Origin of the sequence: Maribacter sp. R77961 (assembly GCF_044594925.1) — a bacterium.
In the GTDB taxonomy this organism is placed as follows: domain Bacteria; phylum Bacteroidota; class Bacteroidia; order Flavobacteriales; family Flavobacteriaceae; genus Maribacter.
Genome location: NZ_CP138991.1, coordinates 3,940,240 through 3,962,723, shown reverse-complemented (window position 1 = coordinate 3,962,723; position 22,484 = coordinate 3,940,240). Strand labels below are relative to the sequence as shown.

Sequence of the window (22,484 nt, the reverse complement as noted above, 5' to 3'; positions counted from 1 at the left end):
CTGTGTTAAAAAGCAAGCTTTTTCTTTAAAATATTAGGAAACAAGTTGAGCAATCAAGTTGTTATCCTGCGCAGCAAGGGCTTCACGCTTTTGCTGCTTTTTAGTTTCAAAATCCGCATCATAGAATTCTTCGTTTTTCCATAGGGTGTACATTAATATCAACAGCTTTCTCTGAACCGCTATTAAGGCCACCAGTGGCTTTGCTTTCTTTGGCTTAAGTCGGTTATAGAATTGTTTCAATGTTGGATTACAACGCACACAGGTCATCGAAGGCATATGTAGAACGGCACGAATATGGCTGTTACCCTTTTTGCTGATCCTTGTTTTGCCCTTGAAGTTCCCCGACTCTCGCAAGACAACATCGTAACCGGCGTAGCTGGTCAGTTGTTTCGCGTTTACGATAGAAGCAAAACCCAAGGTCTCTCCTATAACGGTAGCTGCGGATATAAATGAAATACCAGGTATACTCATCATAAAGCCTATCTTGTTCCGCAGTACTTTGTTTTTGGATATCAGGTCCTGCATTTCTTCTTCTATAGATCCTATTTGACCATTGATAAGTTTCAGCCTGTTCTTATGCCTTTTAAGGGCTTTGGCATTCCTATAAACACTCGACGAAATTGCTCCCTGACGATTGTTCTCTATTGTCCTATCCTTTAACAAAGAACTACGTTCCCTGCTCAATGCTTTTAAGCGTTGAAGTTCTTCACTGGGTGGCTCCCATAAACGAATAGACCTTTCCAGACCGAGCATACCGAGCATTTTACTATCCAGCGCATCTGTCTTTGAGCGTTGGTCAAGACTACGGGCATAACTCTTCACCCTGCCCGACTGCATTACACAAACCGAATAACCTTTGGAATGCAGATAATGGGCGATACCCTGATGGTAAACTCCCGTGGCTTCCATAACCACTAAAAGCTCAACGCTAGCATCCACCGATTTCCTTAACCATTTCAAAAGCTCTTTATAACCTGACAGATCATTGGGCACATCTGGATGTGATATGAATTCTTTGTTCAGCTTATCGGTCAGAAAACCTAGGGATAATGATAAGTTTAGTTTAGAGACATCAATACCCAAACATTGTTTTAAGCGCTTTTCCATAACATTATTTTTTTAAGCTATAACCTTCTTTATCATCCTTGCTCGCATTTGATTCGACCTCTGTAAAATAGGGTCTAGGTACTGTCCGGATTCCAAGAAAACTATAGAAGGGCGGGATTTCTATGAAACGATATCACCTTAAGTGTATCTAGCCGAGACCTCTCTGTCCCTTCTATTCTAGCTTTTGTTCACTTCCCAAGCTAATGTTTTAAAACATTAGCTTGGGAAGTGTGTAGACCTAAGCAACGATATCCATTTTAAGTATCTGGCCGAAACACGAAACCACACTTCCCTTTAAGCTAATGGATTATCCTAAATATCTTATCTTCAACCTAAGAAACAAACATACGAGCCGTGACCGTTCTACACAATTTGAAAAAAACAGCTTACATAACCGCAATTCTTTTTATCGTTTTCAATTTAAACGCACAAAAATCGGTAACTGATGTTAGTGGGGTTTATGGAGACTGGACTTTGGGATTATCCCCTACTACGGTGTTACAATTGAAAAATGATAGAACTTTTAAACTAAATACTGTAGATTATATCTACCCCCGAACTTTTAAGAAATTTAGTAACGAAGGAAATTGGATTATAAAAGGAAAAGAGGTTATTCTAAATCCTCATTTAAAGAGGCGTACACCTAAAGTTTCCATAAATGAAAAGATAATCGGATTAAACGATTCTATCGAAATAAAGGTAAACCACTATGTTGATTATTACGAAAATAATAAACTAACCAACACAGAGCTTGCTGATTTTGAGACACTAACCCTTTATTTTGGTAAGAAAAAAAAGAACATCCATTTACTTCGCAAGGCCTATATTCGGAAATGTGCATGGGCTCCACGAATTAAAAATCAGATAATAGTGGATTCCTCTAACACCTTTCGAATTGCAAAAAAGAACTTTAATAAATTAGGAGTTTACACCTATGGCTTTATCGAACCAATAGAGACTGACTTAAAAATAGAACAAACGGACTACATAGAAATAAACATTTCAGTGCCAGTTGACAAAGAAAGAATGCCAAGGAGTAAAAAAGTGATTATCAAAGGAAAGAAAGCATATTTCTACGAAAGAGAAGGAAAAGTAGTCCAATTTTGGATTGAACCGTTGCAGAAAAAATTTACAAGAAGGGTAAAGCTACAGTAATATGAAAAAGGAACTAAATGAATTAACGGATGAGGAACTATTGATTGAAGCCAAAAAATTAAAGACCTCGAATACTATTGATGCTACGCTAATCGGTGTTTTGGTGGGAATTCTAATCTACGGTATTGCCGCCGATAATTTTAATTATTTCTTCGGCTTGTTACTGATTTATGCCATCTATAAATTAGCGAACAAGAGCAAATACAAAAAAACAGCAATTGAAAAACTTTTGAAGGAACGTAATTTAAAATAACCCTCGCCGTTCTTAAATCCTTAATTCAAGGATTTTAAACGTTGACCCTAAGCACAAGGTGCTATCTTTAAACCATTGTCAGTGGCTACGCCCGTTTGTATAACACTAAGGAAAATGAAAAAAACACGAATTACTTTTATCGTACTGCTTATCTATTTTAATATAAACGGACAGAAACCAAGAGCAAGGGACATAGGTGTGCCGTTCGTTGGTAAAACGGGCATGTTCAATACTATAACGGATGTTAAGGGTGTAGAAGTAGGCTATAGTACCATTATATCAGGAAAAGGAGATAACATCGTTGGAAAAGGTCCCATTAGAACTGGGGTTACGGCAATATTTCCAAGAGGAAAAGCGAAAAAGTTCAGTCCCGTCTATGCCAACTGGTACAGTCTAAACGGTAATGGAGAAATGACGGGTACCACCTGGGTAACGGAATCCGGTTTTCTAGAAACTCCTATTATGATCACCAATACCAATAGCGTTGGTGTGGTTCGCGATGCGGTTTTAAAATGGTATGTGGACACAGATTGGTATAGCGGTGAGGATTGGTGGTATACGTACCCTGTTGTGGCTGAAACCTATGACGGTTTCCTCAATGATATTTATGGTTTTCACGTAAAGGAAAAACATGTATTGGAAGCGATACAGGACGCAAAATCGGGGAGAATTGCCGAAGGAAACGTAGGAGGAGGTACCGGAATGATGTGTTTAGGCTATAAAGGAGGAACAGGAACTTCTTCACGCGTTTTTAAAATCAAGGAGGAGAGCTACACCGTTGGGGCAATTGTTCAATCTAATTTTGGCGCAAAGTGGAACTTATCCATAGCCGGCGTACCCGTTGGCGTAGAATTAAAGGATACCTTGAACTATAAGTTCAACGGACCGCCAAAATCTAGAAGACAGGAAGGTGACGGCTCCATCATCGTTATCGTGGCTACTGACGCTCCACTATTACCACACCAATTAAAACGCGTAGCACAAAGAATTCCATTAGGTGTTGGTATTGTGGGTGGAAGGGGAAGTAATGGCTCTGGTGATATCTTCTTGGCCTTTTCCACAGCCAATGAAAATGCTTTTAACAGGGATGAAACAACAACGGTAAAGTCCATGCCAAACGACAAATTAATGCCCGTTTTCGAAGCAACGGTACAAGCCGTGCAAGAAGCGATCATCAACGCTATGATTGCGGCAGAAACCATGGAAGGAATCAATGGAAATACAGCATATGCTTTACCACACGACCTACTCATCGAAACTTTAAAAAAATACAATAGACTAAAGGAATGATCGAGTTACTTCCCCCATGGATTTCAGTACTTTTCCTCGCAACCTCTCTACTAACTATTGGTTTTTTTTATTATGCTAACGGAAAACCAAAAACGCTACTATTCCTTATTATACTATGGTCTGCATTACACAGCATACTAGCTTATTCGGGGTTTTATAAAGTGACCGATTCCATACCTCCGAGATTTGGTCTAGTATTAGTACCAGCTGTGCTTATAATTATTTACGGGTTATTGCCTAAGCAGCAAAAATGGATTTTTGAGAAAAGAAATACAAAAATCAGTACTTTTTTACATGTAGTTCGCTTACCTGTAGAACTAGTACTATATGCGCTTTTCATTCATAAGATGGTTCCTGAATTAATGACGTTCGAAGGAAGAAACTATGACATACTAATGGGGATTACGGCTCCAATTATGGGATGGTTATTGCTAAAAAACATAGTGACCAAGTATATCTTATTGCTTTGGAACATGATAGGACTTGTTCTTGTACTTTTTATACTAGTGAATGGAATATTGTCCGCCGAACTCCCCTTTCAACAATTCGGATTTGACCAACCCAATAGAGGGGTAATGTACTTTCCTTTCATTTTGCTACCTGCCACAGTGGTTCCGATAGTGATTTGGACTCATCTTTCGGATAGTATTAAACTGATTAAAGAAATAAAAACAGTTTAAAACGCTATGTTCTTTAACGCGGCAATAGTAGCATCCAGATCCTCGTAGCTTAGTGCATCATTTAAAAAATAGCTTTCAAAAGCACTTGGCGGCAAGTATACGCCTTGCTCCAGCATTCCGTGAAAATATTTTTTGAACATATCATTATTTCCTTTGGCCGAAGTTGTAAAATCAACTACTGGCGTATCAGTAAAATGTACCGATATCATACTGCCAAAACGGTTTATTTGATAGTCCATTTTCTTCATGGACAATACCTCATCCAATCCTTTATGTAAGTATTCTGTTTTTTTCGCTAAGCTCTCAAAAATCTGAGGCTTGTTATTCAGTTCGGTTAGCATCGCCAAACCTGCGCTCATTGCCAACGGATTGCCGCTTAAGGTACCGGCTTGATATACCGGCCCATCGGGTGCCAAATGATTCATGACATCCGCTTTAGCAGCGAAAGCACCTACCGGGAGCCCTCCTCCTATAACTTTTCCAAAAGTGACAATATCTGCCTGAATCCCTAAGGCTTCCTGTGCGCCACCTCTTGCCAAACGAAAGCCCGTCATCACCTCATCAAAAATGAGCAGGATACCTTCCTCTGTACACAATTCGCGAAGGCCTTTCATAAATACATCCTTAGGAACAATACAACCCATATTCCCGGCGACTGGTTCAATAATAATAGCTGCGATTTCTCCTTTATTTGCCTTCACAAGCTTTTGCACTCCCTCCAAATCGTTATAATCCGCGAGCAAGGTATCCTTGGCGGTTCCTTGCGTAACGCCAGGACTATTGGGACTCCCAAAAGTAACGGCACCACTACCTGCCTGAATCAGAAAAGAATCCGAATGGCCGTGGTAGCAACCAGCGAATTTTATAATCTTATCCTTTCCCGTATAGCCACGAGCTAAACGCACGGCACTCATACAAGCCTCCGTACCGCTGTTCACGAATCTAATTTTATCTATATGGGGCACCATGGAAATGGCCAACTTTGCCAACTCGGTCTCAATCTCGGTGGGCATCCCGAACGAAGTTCCTTTTTGAGCCTTTTCTATAATAGCATCGATTACCGGCGCATGGGCGTGCCCTAAAATCAATGGGCCCCAAGAGGCGATATAGTCTATCAGCTTGTTACCGTCTTCATCGTACAAATACGCTCCCTTGGCCTCCTTCACAAAAATAGGATCACCACCGACCGCTTTGAATGCTCGTACGGGAGAATTTACACCTCCTGGAATGTATTGCTTTGCTTCAGCAAACAAAGCACTGCTTCTTTTATATATCATCTGCTATTTGTTAATATCGGTAGTTCGTACCATAAGTTTTTGTCCAACGGAAAGGTTGGAGCTTCTAAGATTGTTCATCTGCATCAACTTATCTACGGAAACGTAATATTTACGGGAAAGCGAATAGAGCGTATCTCCCTTTTTTACAATATGTACTGCATCAGTCTCAGTAGCAACCACAACATTTTTCCCGTAACCCGCTTTTGAAATCTCGGTATCGTAGGTGTATAATTGATGTTTTTCTATGAGATAGATTAGCTTTTGTGGGTATCGCTTGTCCGTAGCATAACCTGCCTTACGAAGTCCATAGGCCCATTTTTTATAGTCTGTATTTCTATAATCGAATAAGAACGCATACCTACTTCTGGTGGTCAAGAAAATACTATGGTCTCGGAAAGAGAACATGGGATGATTGTATTTTCTAAAACATTCCCCTTTTTCATCATCATCATGGAAATCATAATCGCCCTGCCATCCTTTATGACATTTAATGCCAAAATGGTTATTGGTCTTCATGGCCAACTCGCCCTTACCAAAACCACTTTCTAATAGCCCTTGTGCCAAGGTAATACTGGCAGGGATACCGTATGCCTTCATTTCTAACTGCGCAATCTCAGAAAATGTGTCGATATATTCCGGAATGGATGCTATGCTAAAGGAGACAAATTTCCCCGAATCCTTGGGTAAAGAAGTATCCGTATTGGTAGCGACTACCGGAGTCTTCACTTTTTTCTTTCTACGTTCAGAGAGCACATTTTTTGTGCGTAAATTATCTGAATATGCTTTTTTGCTTTTACAACCTATCATTAGGATGCTCAACACCAATAGCATTATTATTTTCTTGTTCATATATGCAACAAAGGTAAATTTTTCTTTTTCAGCTTTATGTTCATTCCCGTAATACCTTGAAGCCCTCCCGTGTGAATGGCCAATATCTTGGTTCCTTTAGCAAAATTATCATTCCTAATCATATCCAACAACCCATAAAGCATTTTTCCTGTATAGATAGGGTCTAAAGGAATACCTGTCGTTTCTTTAAACGTGTTCATGAAACCAACCAGTTCTTCGGTTATTTTTCCATATCCCCCAAAGTGATAATGCGTTATCAATTTCCAATTTTTCTTAGAAGTTAGCTTCGTAAGCTCAGCATTCAAAAAATCTCCCTTTAAAGCAGAAAAGCCCATAACTGTTTGATGTGGCTCTATAGTATTAATTAAACCGGCCATAGTACCACCAGTTCCTACGCAGGTACAGATCGTATCGAAATCATGGTCTGCCATGTCCAAAATCTCTTCACAACCCTTTATCGCCAAAGTATTGGTACCGCCCTCAGGGACCAGATAGAAGGACCCGTACTCTTTTTCAAGTTCTAGAAGAAATGCCGGATCGGTCTTCTTTCTGTAAGCTGCCCTTGACATGAATTTAAAGGACATACCGTTCTCGTGAGCAAATGCCAGTGTCGGATTCTCCTGCCACTTCTCCTTTAGTTCCTCCCCCCTTATTATGCCGATTGTTACAAAACCTTTTTCTCTTCCCGCATAGGACAATGCTGCAATATGATTAGAATACGCCCCGCCAAAAGTGAGCAAGGTGTGTTCTTTTTGATACTTGGCTTCCTCTAGATTGTACTTTAGTTTTCGGTATTTGTTTCCTGAAATAAACGGATGCAGCAAATCCTCACGCTTTAGAGCTAGTGTGATTCCTTTTTCCAGTAAAATTGGAAGTTCTACGAAATGATTTTCGGATTGCAATTCAACCTATTTTCAGCGACAAAGGTATTTAATAAAGCTGAACGGTTTGCGATGGGACAAATAGTCCAATTGATTTTCATTAACATAAGCCTCTCTTTCAAAGCTTATATTTTGATAAGCACGATAACTATCCAAATAGAAGATAGCCCGCAATAGCCACTCCGTAATATACAGCACATAAAAGGGTAGCAGTAATAACTCTTGTTGTTGCCTTAGATGTATTTTCTCATGGTTAATAAGCACGGTATCCGCCTTAAGGGAATTACTCTTCAAAAATATAAATGGCCAGAGGGAAAGACCTACATAGTTTTTATAGAAAAAATGTTTAAAAACTAAAATCATTAACGCGTTAAAATATTGATTCTAAACAAAGATAATTCTTACAAAGAAGTCTACGACAAATTAATTGTTTTCTTGCCAACAAAACCGACAAAACGTATACCAAGGTCCCAACTACAATAAAATAGGTGCTTTACAAACCCCAATAAAAAGGTTATCAACAGAAATTCTTTAACTTTACTGGTATTATAAGCCACAGCATAAATGAAGAAGATTATCCCTATTGAAGATGGAGATTTTTACTGGTCAGACGAAGGCTATAGGGTCTTTACCAAACAATTTCATTTAAAAAGAGGGTATTGCTGTGAAAGCGGTTGTAGGCATTGCCCCTACGGATACGACCCAAAAACGAACACACAATAGCAAAAAAGCAGCGTTCGGCATGATTTTTGAAGCCATATTGATGAGAAAAAGTCCGTAAACTAAAAAAACTATTGTTATGAATACATTTAAATTATTAGCCCTTCCGGTGCTCGCATTATTCTTCCTAAGTTCCTGTTCCTCTGTTCGTGTGTTATCCGATTATGACCAGAAAGCTGATTTTAATGGCTACAAGTCATATGCCTTCTATAAAACCGGTATCGACAAGGCGCAAATATCCGACTTGGACAAAAAACGTATTCTTAGAGCAATAGAAACGGAAATGGCCTCAAGAGGTTTCGTTAAATCCGAAAGCCCGGACCTATTGGTAAGTATATTTACCAAAGAACAAGAAAGAGTTGATGTCTACAATAACAACTTCGGCTGGGGTGGCTGGGGAGGTTTTGGTGGCTGGGGCTGGGGCTGGGGAGGTCTCGGTTGGGGACCTGGACTTGGCTGGGGCTGGGGCGGTGGACCTGCTGTAAGTACCTCAACCGAAGGATCGCTATACATAGACCTTATCGACACAAAAAGTAAAGAGTTGGTATGGCAGGGAAAAGGTGAGGGAACACTGGCCAATACCAAGAACATCAGAAAAAAAGAAGAACGTATTCAACAATTTGTAGCACAGATTTTGGAGCAATATCCGCCTGATGCACTAGTATCCAAATAAGAGAAAAATACTTTTTCAAAAACCTGCTTTGTACCCGATACATTGCAGGTTTTTTTATTTACTTACAACAAAGGAAATTGTTGTTGGTTTTTTGCTTCGTTAAGCACAAAGGCACTTTTTACAGCACCTATGTTGGCCAAAGTGGCAATTTTTGATTTTGCAAAGACATAATAGGCATCCAAGTTCTTTACCGTTACTTTCAACAAAAAATCGAACTCGCCTCCTACTACATAGCACTCCGAGACTTCATTGAAACGCATTACTTTATCAAGAAAATCGTCCATTAAGCTTCCTTTTTGAGCCTCAAGGGACACAAAACTGAATACCGTTATACTTTGCTCAATCTTATCCGTATTTAGAACAGCTACATAATTTTTAATATAGCCCTCTTTTTCCAATCTTTTAATTCGTTCGTAAACCGGTGTTTTTGTGAGACCCAACTGCTCGGCAATTGATTTCGCAACGGTTTTAGCATCCTTTTCTAGGATTTTTAAAATCCCGCGATCTATCGCATCCAATTTTTCTACCATAACAATTCCTTATAATTCGTTTAAACACAACTCAATTTAATATTTTTTCCTTCCACTATATCCTATTAAAGGAATTATCCCTAATATACCTTATTTTTTTTTGACTAATAACCAAAATAAATATCTTTAATAGAAAATAGTATCTATGTATCATCTGGCCCAAGCCAACATTTCAAGTTTTAAAGCCCCTTTGACCCATCCAACAATGAAGGAGTTTGTAGACTTTTTGGAGCCGGTGAACAAATTTGCAGAGGAAAGCAAAGGTTTTGTCTGGCGTTTAAAAGACGAGGAAGGCCGCTCCGCGTCTTACTTGGAATCACCTTTTCAAGACGAAATGATGGCCATTAACATCAGTGTTTGGGAAGACATGGAATCCTTTAAAAATTTTGTGTATGGTTCTGTTCATAGCTATTTTCTAAAGCATAAAAAAAAGTGGTTCGACCTTTCTAAACCATCTCAATTTATTTTATGGTGGATACCGATTGGTGCTATACCGACGCTAACAGACACTAAGGAAAAATTAGAACTTCACCAATTACAAGGTGATTCTCCAGAAGTATTTTCAATGCGCTCTTTGTACGATGCTAAGGGAAATCCTATAAAAACGCTTTAATTATGACCTACGAAAGCAATCCCATTTTAGATAAGCTTCCCCAACACCTGAAGCAATACATAAAGCCTCAAAATTACGAGGACTATACCGCAATTAACCAAGCGGTATGGCGCTACGTTATGCGAAAAAATGTAGACTACCTTAGCCAAGTAGCGCACGGCTCTTATTTGGACGGACTACAAAAAACCGGAATCGCTATAGACCATATTCCAAACATGTATGGCATGAACCGAATTCTAAAAGACCTTGGGTGGGCCGCAGTTGCGGTTGACGGATTTATTCCTCCGGCAGCATTCATGGAATTTCAGGCCTATAACGTATTAGTCATTGCATCGGATATTCGTCAGTTAGAACATATTGAATATACTCCTGCCCCGGATATCATTCACGAAGGTGCCGGCCACGCACCTATTATCGCTAACCCAGAGTATTCAGAATATTTAAGACGTTTTGGAGAAATTGGTTGTAAAGCGGTTTCTAGCGCAAAGGATTTTGAACTCTACGAAGCCGTGCGTCATCTATCCATAATCAAGGAAGCACAGGGTACAGCGAATTCAGAAATAGAGGAAGCCGAAAAACTTATCGAGGAATTACAGGAAAATATGGGCGAACCTAGTGAAATGGCCCTAATAAGAAATCTGCATTGGTGGACCGTGGAATATGGCTTAATAGGTACGATCGAAAACCCAAAAATCTATGGCGCAGGGCTTTTATCCTCAATAGGGGAAAGTGCGTGGTGCATGACAGATGAAGTAAAAAAAATACCATATTCCATAGCGGCCGCCCACACTCCTTTTGATATTACCAAACCACAACCCCAGCTATTTGTAACTCCAGATTTTGCCTTTCTGAGTCAAGTTTTAGAAGATTTTGCTAACACCATGGCCTTACGTACCGGTGGACTAAGCGGGATTCAAAAACTGATTAATTCTAAAGAATTAGGCACTATTGAACTTAGTACCGGACTTCAAGTATCTGGAAATTTTAATAATGTTATTGCGCATGACGGCTCCCCTATTTATTTCCAGACCAAAGGAAAATCTGCCTTGGCCTACAGAGAGAAAGAATTGGTAGGGCAGGATACCAACCAACACGCAACAGGTTTTGGATCACCCATAGGCAGGTTAAAAGGCATTAACATTCCCATAGAAGAGATGAGCCCTAGAGATCTAAAGGCATATAAAATTTATGAAGGAGAACATGTTTCACTTGATTTTGTTGGTAACATCAACGTAAGCGGTAAAATTATCACGGGCACCCGTAATTTACAGGGACAGATCATCTTAATAACCTTTGAAAATTGTAAGGTGACCCATAAAGGAAAAGTGCTATTTAAATCCGAGAAGGAGCTTTATAATATGGCTATTGGTGAGCATATTGTTTCTGCATTTAATGGCCCTGCAGACTTAAAAAGTTTTGACCTTATAGACCACGAACTTAGCAAAACCATAGCCAATACGAATGACGACACCGCTAATGAATTAGAAACATATTACCACCAAATACGGGAATTTAGAGAAGGTAAAAACACGACTATCTCCAGACATAAGGTTTTTAAGGAAGTACAGCAGAAATTTTCGAAAGACTGGTTATTATCCGTAGAACTTTATGAACTGGCGGTTACTAACGGGGATACTGGTTTTGCAACGGAAATAAAGCAACATCTAGAAAAAGTAAAACAGGACAATCCTAGCTTGGGGCACCTCATCGACGATGGTTTAAATCTCGTTGAACCAGTAAAAACCACTTAAACCACCCTACTTTTTATATATTTTATTTGACCGTTGTGATTGGACTCATGTTCTACTACATGAAACCATTTACAATAGTTATTCGTAGGCTGTCCTCCAAAGAAATCCGTCTCTACATAAAGCCAATCGTCGCTCTTGGTTTTTAGCATGGTTTTCGTATTTTCCCGCACCTCGGCAAGATGATCGGTATAAAAGGAAAGTGGCTTTCCCTTTAACTCCTTCCTTGCGGCATCTCCCAAACGGCTCCCAACGTTCCACATATCAGTGTCTTTCTTATCAAAATCTCCCCACTCCCTTTAATCGAAGGTATGGATTTGATAAAAACGCTCCGTGGCAGCAAGATGCATTAGCATGGCACCAATAGAATTAGACTCCTCGTCCAAAAGAAAATCTAGTTCTTTCTGTGATATTCCACTAACTGAACGAAGCACCGTAGACCGCATCCAGTCCATCATAGAAACAAGAATACTTACTTGATCAGTATATCCTTCACGTTTGCCGAACTGGTGGACATTTCCATCTACGAAAGCGGTGGTTTTGGCTATGGACATGTTAGGCAGTAAAAATCCAGCACCTAACATGCCGCTTGTTTTCAAAAACTTTCTTCTGTAGTTTGTTGGTCTGGTCTGTTTCATTTTGATGCCATTTTATGTGATAGAACATCAATATACAGCATAACTAATTGTTTTTGAATATTTTAACTATTAAAAACTTAGTTTTTCAACAGGATTGGATAAAAGTCTTCGTCAATTTCTTTATCCTGATAGATCAAAGTCCAACCCAAGCTATTGGTCAGTACATAAAATTGCTGAAGCTCGCTCAATAATCTATTCTTAGCATTCGTTTTCAAAGTTGATGCTTCTACTTTTTTCAATAAAGACGCTTTAACATTATTCTTTATCGCATTGTAGTCTTTTGCCTCAAAAGGATTTAGGTAATCTGCAGTAACATCGTAATATTCAAAATCCGGGTTTAGGGTTATTTCCGGTTCAGGAATTTTATCAATGTGAAGCGTTCTCTTTTCCTCGTCCACTGTAAATTCAATTTTAGAAAGATCATACCCTATGGTCACCGCTGCATTTACAACTACCAATGCTTTTTTATCTGCCGTAAGTAGCGGACCAAAAAGTTCTTTAGAATCCTTGTAATTATAAACTTCTGCAAAATGACCTTCGGTAACAATAAGCTTAGAAACGTTAGCTATTCGCTCTTGAATGAGCATGGAATTTTCCTTAAGAATTGCTTCGGATTCCTTTTCCTTACCACAAGAACGAAATACCAAAACTATGGCCAGTGCAATTACTGATCCTATTAAAAATTTTTTCATACTATACGCTTTAAACAAACCGTTCGTTACACAAAGGCGGTGACTCCAATCCCCTATTCGAACGTCATAAAAGGATGCTCTTTTTTAATATACGAGATTTTCTCCTTGAGCGACTCTTGAAATCTTTGATGTTGTTCCGAATTTGGATTAAATGGCCTATGACGCAATCCTCTTTGGATTTCTTCCACCTTTTTCACAGTAACCTGTGCATCATCTGAGATCCACACCTTGGAAAATTTTTCCCAGATATAATCAATAGCTAAGGTGTTTGGGTGAATCATATCCATTTTATAAAAACGATAATCGCGCAGCTCGTCCATCATGATTTCGTAGGAAGGGAAATAAATCCCCCTAGCCCCCGAAGGGGGAATACTTAGTATTGTGTGAATTGCCGTTATCAAATGTGACTTGCTTCGTTCGTTTTCTATAAAACCATCTTTTAGGTGGCGTACGGGGGAAATGGTGAAAATGAGTTGTGCTTTTTTATTGATGCTTTCAATATGTTGCACTGACCTCTGTAGACTTGCCGTTATTTCGTTTACGGTCAGCAAGTGCTTCTTGAACTCCTTTTGCGGCACTTTATGGCAGTTTGCCACCATTTTTCCCGTTTGCTTTTTTTGGTAAACCCACGCCGTACCCAAGGTAATTAATATATGGGTCGCTAGCCTTAGTTGATTTTCTGTTCTAACAAGTTGAGCATTTAAGTTTTCTAAAAGTGCATCTCTGCGTACATCGCTTAAACTAGAGTGTACATCAAAACAATGCCAACGTTCGTTCAAAAAGAACAAATCGTCTGCCGAATAGTATTCTTTTTTTACAGCTCTTGAAATCAAGTTTTCAATCGCCAAAGGATGAAACAGGATACCAAATGGATTTTGTACAGTTTGAAATTTGAAGTAATCGAGTTTAGCCCCAATATTCTCCGAAAAACAAGAACCCAAAACAAGTAATTGACTTGAATAATCAATTGGGTTATTTGCCCTTGTTAAGGGTATTTGGGTTTGAAGTTTCATATAATAAGTTCCCAGAATTTTATTTCAATACGCACTATGAATTGAGGACAAACCCTAAACACTTATTATTTTAAGTAGTTTCGAACCTTCTCCAAAGCTTCAGAGATGCCCCCCGGGTTTTTACCTCCTGCAGTTGCGAAGAAAGGTTGGCCGCCACCACCACCTTTAATAAATTTGCCCAATTCACGAACAATAGTTCCTGCATTCAAATTTTTAGCAGCAACAACTTCCTTGGAAATATAGCAAGACAACAAGGCCTTACCGTTTTGCTCGGTACCGAACAACAAGAACAAATCTTTTTGGTTTTGACCCATCTCAAAAGAAAGGTCTTTTATTCCGGCTGCATCTAAATCTATTTTCTTAGCCAAAAACCGAACACCGTTAACCTCTTCTAATTCCTGCGCTAATTCTCCTTTTAGATTTTTTGCTTTTTCTTTTAGTAGGTGCGCTACTTGCTTCTTCAAATCTGCATTTTCTTCTTGAAGATTAGCTACTGCTTTCACAGGGTCTTGGGCATTACCAAGAACATCTTTTATCTCATAAAGCGAGCGGTTATTTTCAAAGTAAAAATCCTTTACCGCATCACTTGTAATCGCCTCTATTCTTCGTATTCCAGCAGCAACGGCTCCTTCCGATTTTATTTTAAAATGCCAAATAGCACTGGTATTTTCAACGTGCGTTCCACCACATAGCTCAACCGACTGCCCAAATTTTATGGTACGTACCGTATCGCCATACTTTTCTCCGAATAGTGCCATTGCCCCCGATTCTAAAGCCTCTTTCATAGGAATATTGCGCTGCTCTTGTAAAGGCAATTGGCCCTCTATACGCGCATTAACGAAATCTTCTACTTGCCGTAACTCATCTAATGTAAGCTTTGAAAAATGGGAGAAGTCAAAACGCAGGTACTTAGAATGTACCGCAGAGCCTTTTTGCTCTACATGGGTTCCTAAAATTTCCCGTAAGGCTTGATGTAACAAATGTGTTGCCGTATGGTTAGCTTCTGTTCTTTGACGCTGTTTGGCATCGACCACAGCCTTAAAGCTTCCCTCTAATTTTTTAGGAAGGCTTTTTGCAAAATGTACTATTTCGTTGTTTTCCCTTTTCGTATCGATAATGTAAACTACATCACCATCCGTAGGCTCCAAGTAACCCTTATCCCCTACTTGTCCACCACCTTCTGCATAGAAAGGCGTTAAATTGAATACCAGTTGATATTGAACGCCATCCTTTTTAGAAGTAACCTTACGGTACTTCACAATTTTTACGTCAGCTTCCAACAAATCATAGCCAACAAATTCTTGTTCCGTATCAATTGCTAATACCTTCCAATCTTGTTTAGAAATTTCGGAGGCAGATTTAGAACGGTTTTTTTGCTGCTGCATAGCTGCCTCAAATCCGGCTTCATCCAACTCATAACCTTTTTCATTAAGAATCAATGCTGTTAAATCAATAGGAAAACCAAAAGTATCATACAGCTCAAAAGCCTTTGCGCCAGCTACTTTTTTGTTCTTGGTATTGGCAATAATAGAATCTAAAAGCACCAATCCCTGATCTAAAGTCTTAAGAAAGGAATGCTCTTCTTCTTTGATTACATTTTGTATCAATTGCTTTTGCTCTTTCAATTCTGGAAATGCCTCTCCCATACCTTGGGTGAGTATATTGACCAAACGATACATAAAAGGCTCTTTGGTACCCAAGAAGGTAAAACCATAACGCACGGCACGCCTTAAAATACGACGGATTACATACCCAGCTCCCGTATTACTGGGCAATTGCCCATCGGCTATAGAGAAAGCCACGGCTCTTATATGATCGGCAATAACTCGGATTGCGATATCTACCTCCTCGTCTTTACCATAAGCGGCATTTGTAATGGTCTCTATCTCCCGAATCAACGGCGTAAAAACATCGGTATCGTAATTAGACTTTACATTTTGAAGCACCATACAAAGACGCTCAAAACCCATTCCTGTATCTACATGTTTAGCAGGAAGGTTCTCTAAAGTACCGTCCGCTTTTCGGTTGTACTGCATAAAGACCAAGTTCCATATTTCTACTACCAAAGGATGGTCTGCATTGACCAGACTTGCACCGGAAACTTTTGCTTTATCTTCCTTGGAACGTATATCTACATGAATTTCCGAACAAGGACCACAAGGGCCTTGATCACCCATCTCCCAGAAGTTGTCCTTTTTATTGCCCATGATGATGCGGTCCTCTGGAACTATTCTTTTCCATAAATCATAGGCCTCACTATCCTTACCTAGTTTATCGGCGTCGGTACTTCCTTCAAAGACCGAAACGTATAAACTATCTTCATCTATCTTAAAGACCTCTGTCAATAATTCCCAAGCCCAGGTAATGGCCTCCTCCTTAAAATAATCCCCAAAGCTCCAGTTGCCCAACATCTCGAACATGGTATGGTGGTAGGTATCCTTACCAACCTCTTCCAAATCGTTATGCTTACCACTTACCCTTAGACACTTTTGGGTGTCCGTCACACGTGCATTTTTAGGCGCAGAAATACCTAGGAAATATTCTTTGAACTGGTTCATTCCCGCATTGGTAAAAAGCAGGGTTGGATCATCTTTTATGACCATTGGAGCAGAAGCCACAATCTTGTGCTTTTTGCTTTCGAAAAAGTTTAAAAATTGCTTTCGTATATCCTTGGAATTCATCTAAAATGCTAAGCTTTTACAAATTTTAACTGTTTATTGAAAACAATTTTTATATTTGTTTGTTATGTTAAAACGAAAGAACAAAAATAGGATAAAATCTATTCATGTCTAAAGTAAAATACTATTACGACCCGGATACCCTTTCTTACCGGAAAATTGAACCCGAAAAATCCAAGCGATATCGGAATATCGTGTTTTTCTTTTTAGGCTCACTGCTTTTCGGTTTTCTAGGTTTACTATTACTTTTGAACACCAATCTTATTAACACCCCTAGGGAACTTTCTTTACAGCGTGAAGTAAAAAACTATGAGCTTCAGTTTGATCTTTTGGATAGAAAAATGGGACAGATTGAAGAGGTTCTCGCCAACATTGAAGACCGCGACAACAACATATACCGACTCTATTTCGAAGCCAACCCCATTCCAGAAGAGCAACGGAAAGCAGGGTTTGGTGGTATAAACAGGTATAAATCCTTAGAAGGCTTCAATAATTCAGAGATGATTATCTCCACCACAAAACGTTTGGATATCATTAAAAAACAAATGGCCATACAATCCAAATCCTTGGATGAAATCACTAAACTGGCCGAAGAGAAAGAAAAACTCTTAGTTTCCATTCCAGCAATTCAACCCATTAACAATGAAGACCTTACACGCATGGCATCTGGTTACGGGTGGCGCTCCGACCCTTTTACAAAAGCACGGAAAATGCATTATGGAATGGATTTTACCGCACCTAAAGGCACCCCCATTTATGCTTCTGGAGATGGCAAAGTAACGAGGGCGGACAACAACTCATCTGGCTACGGAAAACATATTAGAATAGACCATGGGTATGGTTATTTAAGTTTGTACGCACACCTAAGCAAGTACAACGTTAAAAAAGGACAGAAAGTAAAACGTGGTGACCTTATTGGTTTTGTAGGTAGCACGGGAAGGTCTGAAGCACCGCACTTACACTATGAGGTTTGGAAGGAGAAAGATCGTATTAATCCTATTAATTTCTACTATGGAAGTTTATCTCCCGAAGAATTCGAAAACATGTTGAAGTACGCTAACCAAGAAAATCAATCCCTGGATTAATGCAGATAGACCTACCGGAAAGACGTTATTATGGAATTGGGGAGGTAGCTCGCGCATTTGACGTAAACACATCACTCATACGTTTTTGGGAAAAGGAATTCGATGTTCTAAAACCTAAAAAGAACGCTAAGGGAAACCGAAAGTTCACCCCTCAGGATATTAAAAATCTACAACTCATTTACCACCTTGTAAAAGAACGAGGGTTTACACTAGAAGGGGCTAAAACGCACTTAAGAGAAGAAAAACAAAAGACCTTGTCCAATTTTGATATCATTCAAAAACTAGAACGCGTTAAAACAGAACTCATTAAAATTAAGAAACAACTATAAACACTATAATTCTACTAATACAGGGGATTATTTAAAACTACACTAATCATGAAAAAAGGAGTTTTAGCAGGCCTTGGCTGTCTAGGAATAACGGTAATTGCAGTAATAATAATTGGCATAATTGGAGGGATTTTTGCATACAAATTCAACAATACTGCCATTGCCTTAAAGGAAACCTCAACCAAAACTTGGGCTAACGTAGAAAGCTCCTACCAACGCAGAAACGACCTCATCGGAAATTTAGTGAAAACCGTACAAGGAGCCGCAGACTTTGAGCGTGGCACCTTAACAGATGTTATAGAAGCTCGTTCTAAGGCTACTGCAGTTAGCATAGACCCAACGAATATTACACCAGAGCAGTTGGCGCAATTTAACCAAGCACAAAGCGGCTTAAGCGGAGCGTTGAGTAGACTTTTAGTTACCGTAGAAAGGTATCCAGACTTAAAAGCCAATCAAAATTTCTTAGAACTTCAATCCCAATTAGAGGGCACTGAAAATAGAATCAACGTAGCACGGGATCGCTTTAATGCTACTGTAGAACCATACAATCTTCACATTAAAAAATTCCCAAATTCTATTTTGGCAGGACTATTTAATTTTGATGAACTAGCCTATTTTAAATCTGAAGCAGGTTCTGAGAATGCACCCGATGTAAATTTTGAATTTGAATAAACCGCATATATGTCCAGAGTAGAAGATTTTTTGACAATAGAAGAGGAACAAGAGATTGTTGAGGCCATTCTATCGGCAGAAAAAAATACGTCTGGCGAAATAAGGGTTCATATAGAGGCACATACCCGAATTGACCATTATAAGAGAGCTAAGGAAGTCTTTCATTTACTTAAAATGGACAACACCAAAGAGGAAAATGGCGTCCTAATCTATGTTGCTGTAAATGATAGAAAGTTCGCCATTTGCGGAGATAAGGGAATGGATAAAGTAGTACCAAAGGATTTTTGGGAAAGTACCAAAAACATCATTGAAGGGCATTTTAAAAATGGTGCCTTTAAAACCGGAATCGTTGCAGGAATACATAAGGCGGGAACCGAGTTAGCGCATCATTTTCCCTGGAAACATGATGACACAAACGAACTAAGTAATGAGATATCTAAAGGCTAGGCTCCTCCCGACCTCCCCAAAGAGGATACTAAATAGCTTTAATCGGCTAATCCTTATGGAGTCAAGGAAAATTTTCCCTGTTTTTTTTATATTCCTCTTTACTTATTCATGTTGGGGGCAATTTCAAATACCTGAAAAACCCCAGGAAGAAACCAGTGTTTACGACTATATTTCGTTACTCTCGGGAACTCAAAAAACAGCTTTAGAACAAAAACTCATTCGTTATTCGGATAGCACCTCTACCCAAATAGTCATTGCTATAATAGCCAGTACCGAAGGGGAGAATATCACCTACCTTGGTGCACAATGGGGTCAAAAATGGGGCATTGGACAGTCTGGAAAAGACAACGGTGTACTTGTACTACTGGCGCGGGATGACCGTAAAATAGCGATTAACACCGGTTATGGTGTTGAGGCTACTCTTACGGACGCCATGTCCCGCAGAATCATTGAAGCGATTATTATTCCAGAGTTTAAAATTGGCAATTACTACAGTGGTTTGAATAAAGGTACGGATGCCATTTTCCAGGTACTCACAGGAGAATTTAAAGAGGACCGTACGTTTGAAATCAATGACGGCCTGTCATTACGAGCCTTTTTACCATTTCTAATATTCTTCATTATTTTAATTATCCTCTCTAAACGCAATAAAGGCAATGGACGTGGTGGTAATGGCGGAAGAAGAAAAAGAGGACTGGATCTATGGGACGTTATTATACTTAGCAATATGGGTCGCAGTGGTGGCTCTGGTGGTTTTGGTGGCGGCGGAAGCTTTGGCGGAGGCGGTGGCTTTGGTGGCGGCTTCGGCGGTGGTGGCTTTGGTGGTGGTGGCGCTTCTGGTGGTTGGTGATTCCTTAGCACAAATTCAAGTTCAATTACAAGCTCAAATCCAAATCCAAATTCAAAATAATTTGTCACTTATTCAGTGAAATACAAAACCTCCTAAATAATAAACAAATTACTTTTTCCTCATAAAGATGGTTATAGGCACTCCTGAAAAATCGAACTCTTCCCGCAACTTATTTTCCAGATAGCGTTTATAAGGCTCTTTTACATATTGTGGAAGATTACAAAAGAATGCAAACTGCGGATAAGGCGTGGGTAATTGGGTACAGAATTTTATCTTCACATGCTTGCCCTTATAAGCCGGAGGCGGATAATGCTCAATAAGCGGCAACATGACTTCATTAAACTTACGGGTAATAATTTTTTTACTGCGATTCTTGTAAACTTCCACCGCGGTTTCAATTGCCTTAAAAATACGTTGTTTGGTTAAAACAGAAATGAAAAGTATAGGCACATCGGTAAAAGGCTCTATGGCCTGCTTTATTCGTTGCGTATATTGTTTAATGGTATTGGTCTCTTTGTCTTCTACCAAATCCCATTTGTTCACCAGAATTACAATGCCTTTATGATTGCGTTGTGCCAACCAAAAAATATTGGCCACCTGGCCATCAAAACCTCTAGTTGCATCTAATAATAACAAGCATACATCACAATGCTCTATAGCCCTTACAGAGCGCATTACCGAGTAAAACTCCAAATCTTCTTTTACTTTGGCCTTTCTTCGAATACCGGCCGTATCAACCAAATTAAATTCAAAACCAAACCGGTTGTACTTGGTGTCGATACTATCCCTTGTAGTGCCGGCAATATCGGTAACGATATACCTATCTTCTCCTATTAAAGCATTAATAAAGGATGATTTCCCCGCATTTGGTCTTCCTACTACCGCAAATCGCGGCAATTCGCTTTCTTCTTCTTGAATATCCGGAAGCGCTTCTACCAATGCATCCAATAATTCCCCAGTACCACTTCCGTTAATACTGGAAAGTGTATAATAATCTCCCAATCCTAAGGAATAGAATTCAACCGCATCTTCTTGTCGCATGGCATTATCCACCTTATTTATAGCTAGAAAAACAGGTTTATTAACCCTTCTCAATAATTTGGCAACGTCTTCATCCATTCCTGTGACGCCGCTTTCCACATCGACCATAAAAATAATGGCATCAGCTTCCTGTATAGCAAGTTCTACCTGTTTATCTATTTCCTGTTCAAAAATGTCATCGCTACCAACAACGTAACCTCCCGTATCTATAATAGAAAACTCCTTCCCATTCCAATCACTTTTTCCATAGTGCCGATCTCTTGTAACTCCGCTAACCGCGTCTACAATAGCTTCCCTACGTTGAATTAATCGATTAAAAAAAGTTGATTTGCCCACATTAGGCCTTCCTACGATGGCTACGATAGCTCCCATACCTCTGAATTTGGCTGCAAAGGTAGTACATAAGAATTTACCTTAAGTTAAGATTGGATAAGATATCTTAAACTGTGGTAATAAATATTAGTCTCCTGAAACCAAGGAAATAACCGACGAAGCTTTTTTACCCCCAGACATGTATGGTTCACCTATTTCCCTTTTACGTATTTCTTTTGCAGGAGCTCCGTAAACCAATACATTACTTCCAATCTTTCCAAGAACTAGAGCGCCAGAACCAATAACGGTATGCTGGCCGATAGTTATATTATCAATCACGTTAGCTCCCAAACAAATAGCGGAATATTTACCCAAAGAAAGATTGCCACCCGTACATACTTTAGGTGCAAAACTAGAAAAATCATCTATTGTACCATCATGTCCCAATGAAGCGTTCGTATTTAAAATGCAAAAGTCGCCAATCGAAGAATTTGAATTTACCACAGCACCAGGCATCAGAACCGTACCTTTTCCAATGGTTACATTTTTACCGACCGAAGCAGTAGGATGGAGCACTTTAATGAAATCAAAATTTGGCATTATATTTAGCAAACGATCCACCATAATCTTTCTAACCCAATTATCACCAATTGCAACAATTCCTGAGGAGAACTGATATTTCTCCATCAAATAAAGCAAATCATACTCACTTCCTAATATAGTATAACCGTTTAACTTCGTTCCTTTTTTCTTGTAGGTATCTATAAATCCAACCACATTATACCTACCTTCTTTCTCAATACAATCAAGAACTACAGCTCCATGACCTGAGGCTCCAACAATTACAATATTTTTTCTATTCTTGTATTTCATCGATGATTTTTGTTTTTTATCGATGAAAAATGCATTTCATCGATAAAACAAATATAGACATTCTATCTAACCAGCGTA

The 22,484-nt window shown here is 39.2% G+C and carries 26 protein-coding genes; 13 read left to right on the top strand and 13 right to left on the bottom strand.

Annotated elements, in window-relative coordinates; translation table 11 throughout:
* Positions 1-33: 33 nt before the first annotated feature.
* On the bottom strand, positions 34-1,107 hold the full coding sequence (locus SJY09_RS17065) for an IS110 family transposase (protein ID WP_396636911.1): 1,074 nt from the start codon (positions 1,105-1,107) through the stop codon (positions 34-36).
* Between the two features lie 354 nt (positions 1,108-1,461).
* Between SJY09_RS17065 and SJY09_RS17060 the strand changes: the two genes are divergently transcribed.
* The 4 genes from SJY09_RS17060 to SJY09_RS17045 all read left to right on the top strand — a co-directional run bounded on the left by SJY09_RS17060 (position 1,462) and on the right by SJY09_RS17045 (position 4,485).
* The gene (locus tag SJY09_RS17060) at positions 1,462-2,262 is read left to right on the top strand and encodes a hypothetical protein (RefSeq protein WP_396636910.1); all 801 of its coding nucleotides are present in this window, start codon (positions 1,462-1,464) and stop codon (positions 2,260-2,262) included.
* 1 nt (position 2,263) lies between these two features.
* The gene (locus SJY09_RS17055; protein WP_396636909.1) at positions 2,264-2,515 is read left to right on the top strand and encodes an FUSC family protein; all 252 of its coding nucleotides are present in this window, start codon (positions 2,264-2,266) and stop codon (positions 2,513-2,515) included.
* Positions 2,516-2,629: 114 nt separating this feature from the next.
* On the top strand, positions 2,630-3,805 hold the full coding sequence (locus SJY09_RS17050; protein ID WP_396636908.1) for a P1 family peptidase: 1,176 nt from the start codon (positions 2,630-2,632) through the stop codon (positions 3,803-3,805).
* Positions 3,802-4,485 carry a hypothetical protein gene (locus tag SJY09_RS17045; protein WP_396636907.1) on the top strand — a complete coding sequence of 228 codons (684 nt, stop codon included), beginning with the start codon at positions 3,802-3,804 and terminating at the stop codon, positions 4,483-4,485. Before SJY09_RS17050 ends, SJY09_RS17045 begins: the two co-directional genes overlap by 4 nt.
* Here the strand turns inward: SJY09_RS17045 and hemL are convergent.
* From hemL to SJY09_RS17025, 4 genes are read right to left on the bottom strand one after another with little or no spacing between them, the layout of a single operon-like run.
* Positions 4,482-5,762, bottom strand: coding sequence for a glutamate-1-semialdehyde 2,1-aminomutase (gene hemL, locus SJY09_RS17040; protein WP_396636906.1), 1,281 nt, complete (start codon positions 5,760-5,762; stop codon positions 4,482-4,484). The genes SJY09_RS17045 and hemL overlap by 4 nt on opposite strands.
* A gap of 3 nt (positions 5,763-5,765) precedes the next feature.
* Positions 5,766-6,611, bottom strand: coding sequence for a glucosaminidase domain-containing protein (locus tag SJY09_RS17035; RefSeq protein WP_396636905.1), 846 nt, complete (start codon positions 6,609-6,611; stop codon positions 5,766-5,768).
* Positions 6,608-7,513, bottom strand: a complete 906-nt coding sequence (locus SJY09_RS17030) for a 1-aminocyclopropane-1-carboxylate deaminase/D-cysteine desulfhydrase (RefSeq protein ID WP_396636904.1) — start codon at positions 7,511-7,513, stop codon at positions 6,608-6,610. Before SJY09_RS17030 ends, SJY09_RS17035 begins: the two co-directional genes overlap by 4 nt.
* Positions 7,514-7,525: 12 nt before the next feature.
* Positions 7,526-7,855 (bottom strand): hypothetical protein, encoded by a 330-nt coding sequence (locus tag SJY09_RS17025; protein ID WP_396636903.1) that lies wholly within the window; start codon positions 7,853-7,855, stop codon positions 7,526-7,528.
* A gap of 201 nt (positions 7,856-8,056) precedes the next feature.
* Here SJY09_RS17025 and SJY09_RS17020 point away from each other — a divergent pair, with 201 nt between their 5' ends.
* Both SJY09_RS17020 and SJY09_RS17015 read left to right on the top strand, forming a co-directional pair.
* The gene (locus SJY09_RS17020; protein WP_396636902.1) at positions 8,057-8,215 is read left to right on the top strand and encodes a DUF5522 domain-containing protein; all 159 of its coding nucleotides are present in this window, start codon (positions 8,057-8,059) and stop codon (positions 8,213-8,215) included.
* Between the two features lie 76 nt (positions 8,216-8,291).
* Positions 8,292-8,885: a DUF4136 domain-containing protein gene (locus tag SJY09_RS17015; protein WP_396636901.1), complete on the top strand. Its 594-nt coding sequence runs from the start codon at positions 8,292-8,294 to the stop codon at positions 8,883-8,885.
* Between the two features lie 62 nt (positions 8,886-8,947).
* On the opposite strand, the gene SJY09_RS17010 is transcribed toward SJY09_RS17015, so the two are convergent.
* The gene (locus SJY09_RS17010; RefSeq protein ID WP_396636900.1) at positions 8,948-9,415 is read right to left on the bottom strand and encodes an Lrp/AsnC family transcriptional regulator; all 468 of its coding nucleotides are present in this window, start codon (positions 9,413-9,415) and stop codon (positions 8,948-8,950) included.
* 145 nt (positions 9,416-9,560) lie between these two features.
* On the opposite strand from SJY09_RS17010, the gene SJY09_RS17005 reads away from it, so the two are divergent.
* Both SJY09_RS17005 and SJY09_RS17000 read left to right on the top strand, forming a co-directional pair.
* Entirely contained in the window at positions 9,561-10,028 is a 468-nt protein-coding gene (locus SJY09_RS17005; RefSeq protein ID WP_396636899.1) for a DUF3291 domain-containing protein, read from the top strand.
* Between the two features lie 2 nt (positions 10,029-10,030).
* A complete protein-coding gene (locus SJY09_RS17000) occupies positions 10,031-11,779 on the top strand; it encodes an aromatic amino acid hydroxylase (protein WP_396636898.1) in 1,749 nt (582 codons plus the stop codon).
* Here SJY09_RS17000 and SJY09_RS16995 read toward each other — a convergent pair.
* The 5 genes from SJY09_RS16995 to alaS all read right to left on the bottom strand — a co-directional run bounded on the left by SJY09_RS16995 (position 11,776) and on the right by alaS (position 16,800).
* Entirely contained in the window at positions 11,776-12,039 is a 264-nt protein-coding gene (locus SJY09_RS16995; protein ID WP_396636897.1) for a hypothetical protein, read from the bottom strand. The two genes, SJY09_RS17000 and SJY09_RS16995, sit on opposite strands and share 4 nt — an antisense overlap.
* A 36-nt stretch (positions 12,040-12,075) precedes the next feature.
* On the bottom strand, positions 12,076-12,414 hold the full coding sequence (locus SJY09_RS16990) for a hypothetical protein (RefSeq protein ID WP_396636896.1): 339 nt from the start codon (positions 12,412-12,414) through the stop codon (positions 12,076-12,078).
* A gap of 77 nt (positions 12,415-12,491) precedes the next feature.
* Entirely contained in the window at positions 12,492-13,106 is a 615-nt protein-coding gene (locus tag SJY09_RS16985; RefSeq protein WP_396636895.1) for a DUF4230 domain-containing protein, read from the bottom strand.
* Between the two features lie 53 nt (positions 13,107-13,159).
* Entirely contained in the window at positions 13,160-14,119 is a 960-nt protein-coding gene (locus SJY09_RS16980; protein WP_396636894.1) for a GSCFA domain-containing protein, read from the bottom strand.
* Between the two features lie 65 nt (positions 14,120-14,184).
* Positions 14,185-16,800 carry an alanine--tRNA ligase gene (gene alaS, locus SJY09_RS16975; RefSeq protein ID WP_396636893.1) on the bottom strand — a complete coding sequence of 872 codons (2,616 nt, stop codon included), beginning with the start codon at positions 16,798-16,800 and terminating at the stop codon, positions 14,185-14,187.
* A 104-nt stretch (positions 16,801-16,904) separates the two neighbouring features.
* Between alaS and SJY09_RS16970 the strand changes: the two genes are divergently transcribed.
* From SJY09_RS16970 to SJY09_RS16950, 5 genes are read left to right on the top strand one after another with little or no spacing between them, the layout of a single operon-like run.
* Positions 16,905-17,882 (top strand): M23 family metallopeptidase, encoded by a 978-nt coding sequence (locus SJY09_RS16970; RefSeq protein ID WP_396636892.1) that lies wholly within the window; start codon positions 16,905-16,907, stop codon positions 17,880-17,882.
* Entirely contained in the window at positions 17,882-18,211 is a 330-nt protein-coding gene (locus SJY09_RS16965; protein ID WP_396636891.1) for a MerR family transcriptional regulator, read from the top strand. Before SJY09_RS16970 ends, SJY09_RS16965 begins: the two co-directional genes overlap by 1 nt.
* 48 nt (positions 18,212-18,259) lie before the next feature.
* Positions 18,260-18,883, top strand: a complete 624-nt coding sequence (locus SJY09_RS16960; RefSeq protein ID WP_396636890.1) for a LemA family protein — start codon at positions 18,260-18,262, stop codon at positions 18,881-18,883.
* Between the two features lie 9 nt (positions 18,884-18,892).
* Positions 18,893-19,330, top strand: coding sequence for a TPM domain-containing protein (locus tag SJY09_RS16955; protein ID WP_396636889.1), 438 nt, complete (start codon positions 18,893-18,895; stop codon positions 19,328-19,330).
* A 55-nt stretch (positions 19,331-19,385) separates the two neighbouring features.
* Positions 19,386-20,180: a TPM domain-containing protein gene (locus SJY09_RS16950; RefSeq protein WP_396636888.1), complete on the top strand. Its 795-nt coding sequence runs from the start codon at positions 19,386-19,388 to the stop codon at positions 20,178-20,180.
* A 108-nt stretch (positions 20,181-20,288) separates the two neighbouring features.
* On the opposite strand, the gene der is transcribed toward SJY09_RS16950, so the two are convergent.
* The gene (gene der, locus SJY09_RS16945; protein ID WP_396636887.1) at positions 20,289-21,593 is read right to left on the bottom strand and encodes a ribosome biogenesis GTPase Der; all 1,305 of its coding nucleotides are present in this window, start codon (positions 21,591-21,593) and stop codon (positions 20,289-20,291) included.
* 87 nt (positions 21,594-21,680) lie between these two features.
* A complete protein-coding gene (locus tag SJY09_RS16940; RefSeq protein ID WP_396636886.1) occupies positions 21,681-22,406 on the bottom strand; it encodes an acetyltransferase in 726 nt (241 codons plus the stop codon).
* Positions 22,407-22,484: the final 78 nt, after the last annotated feature.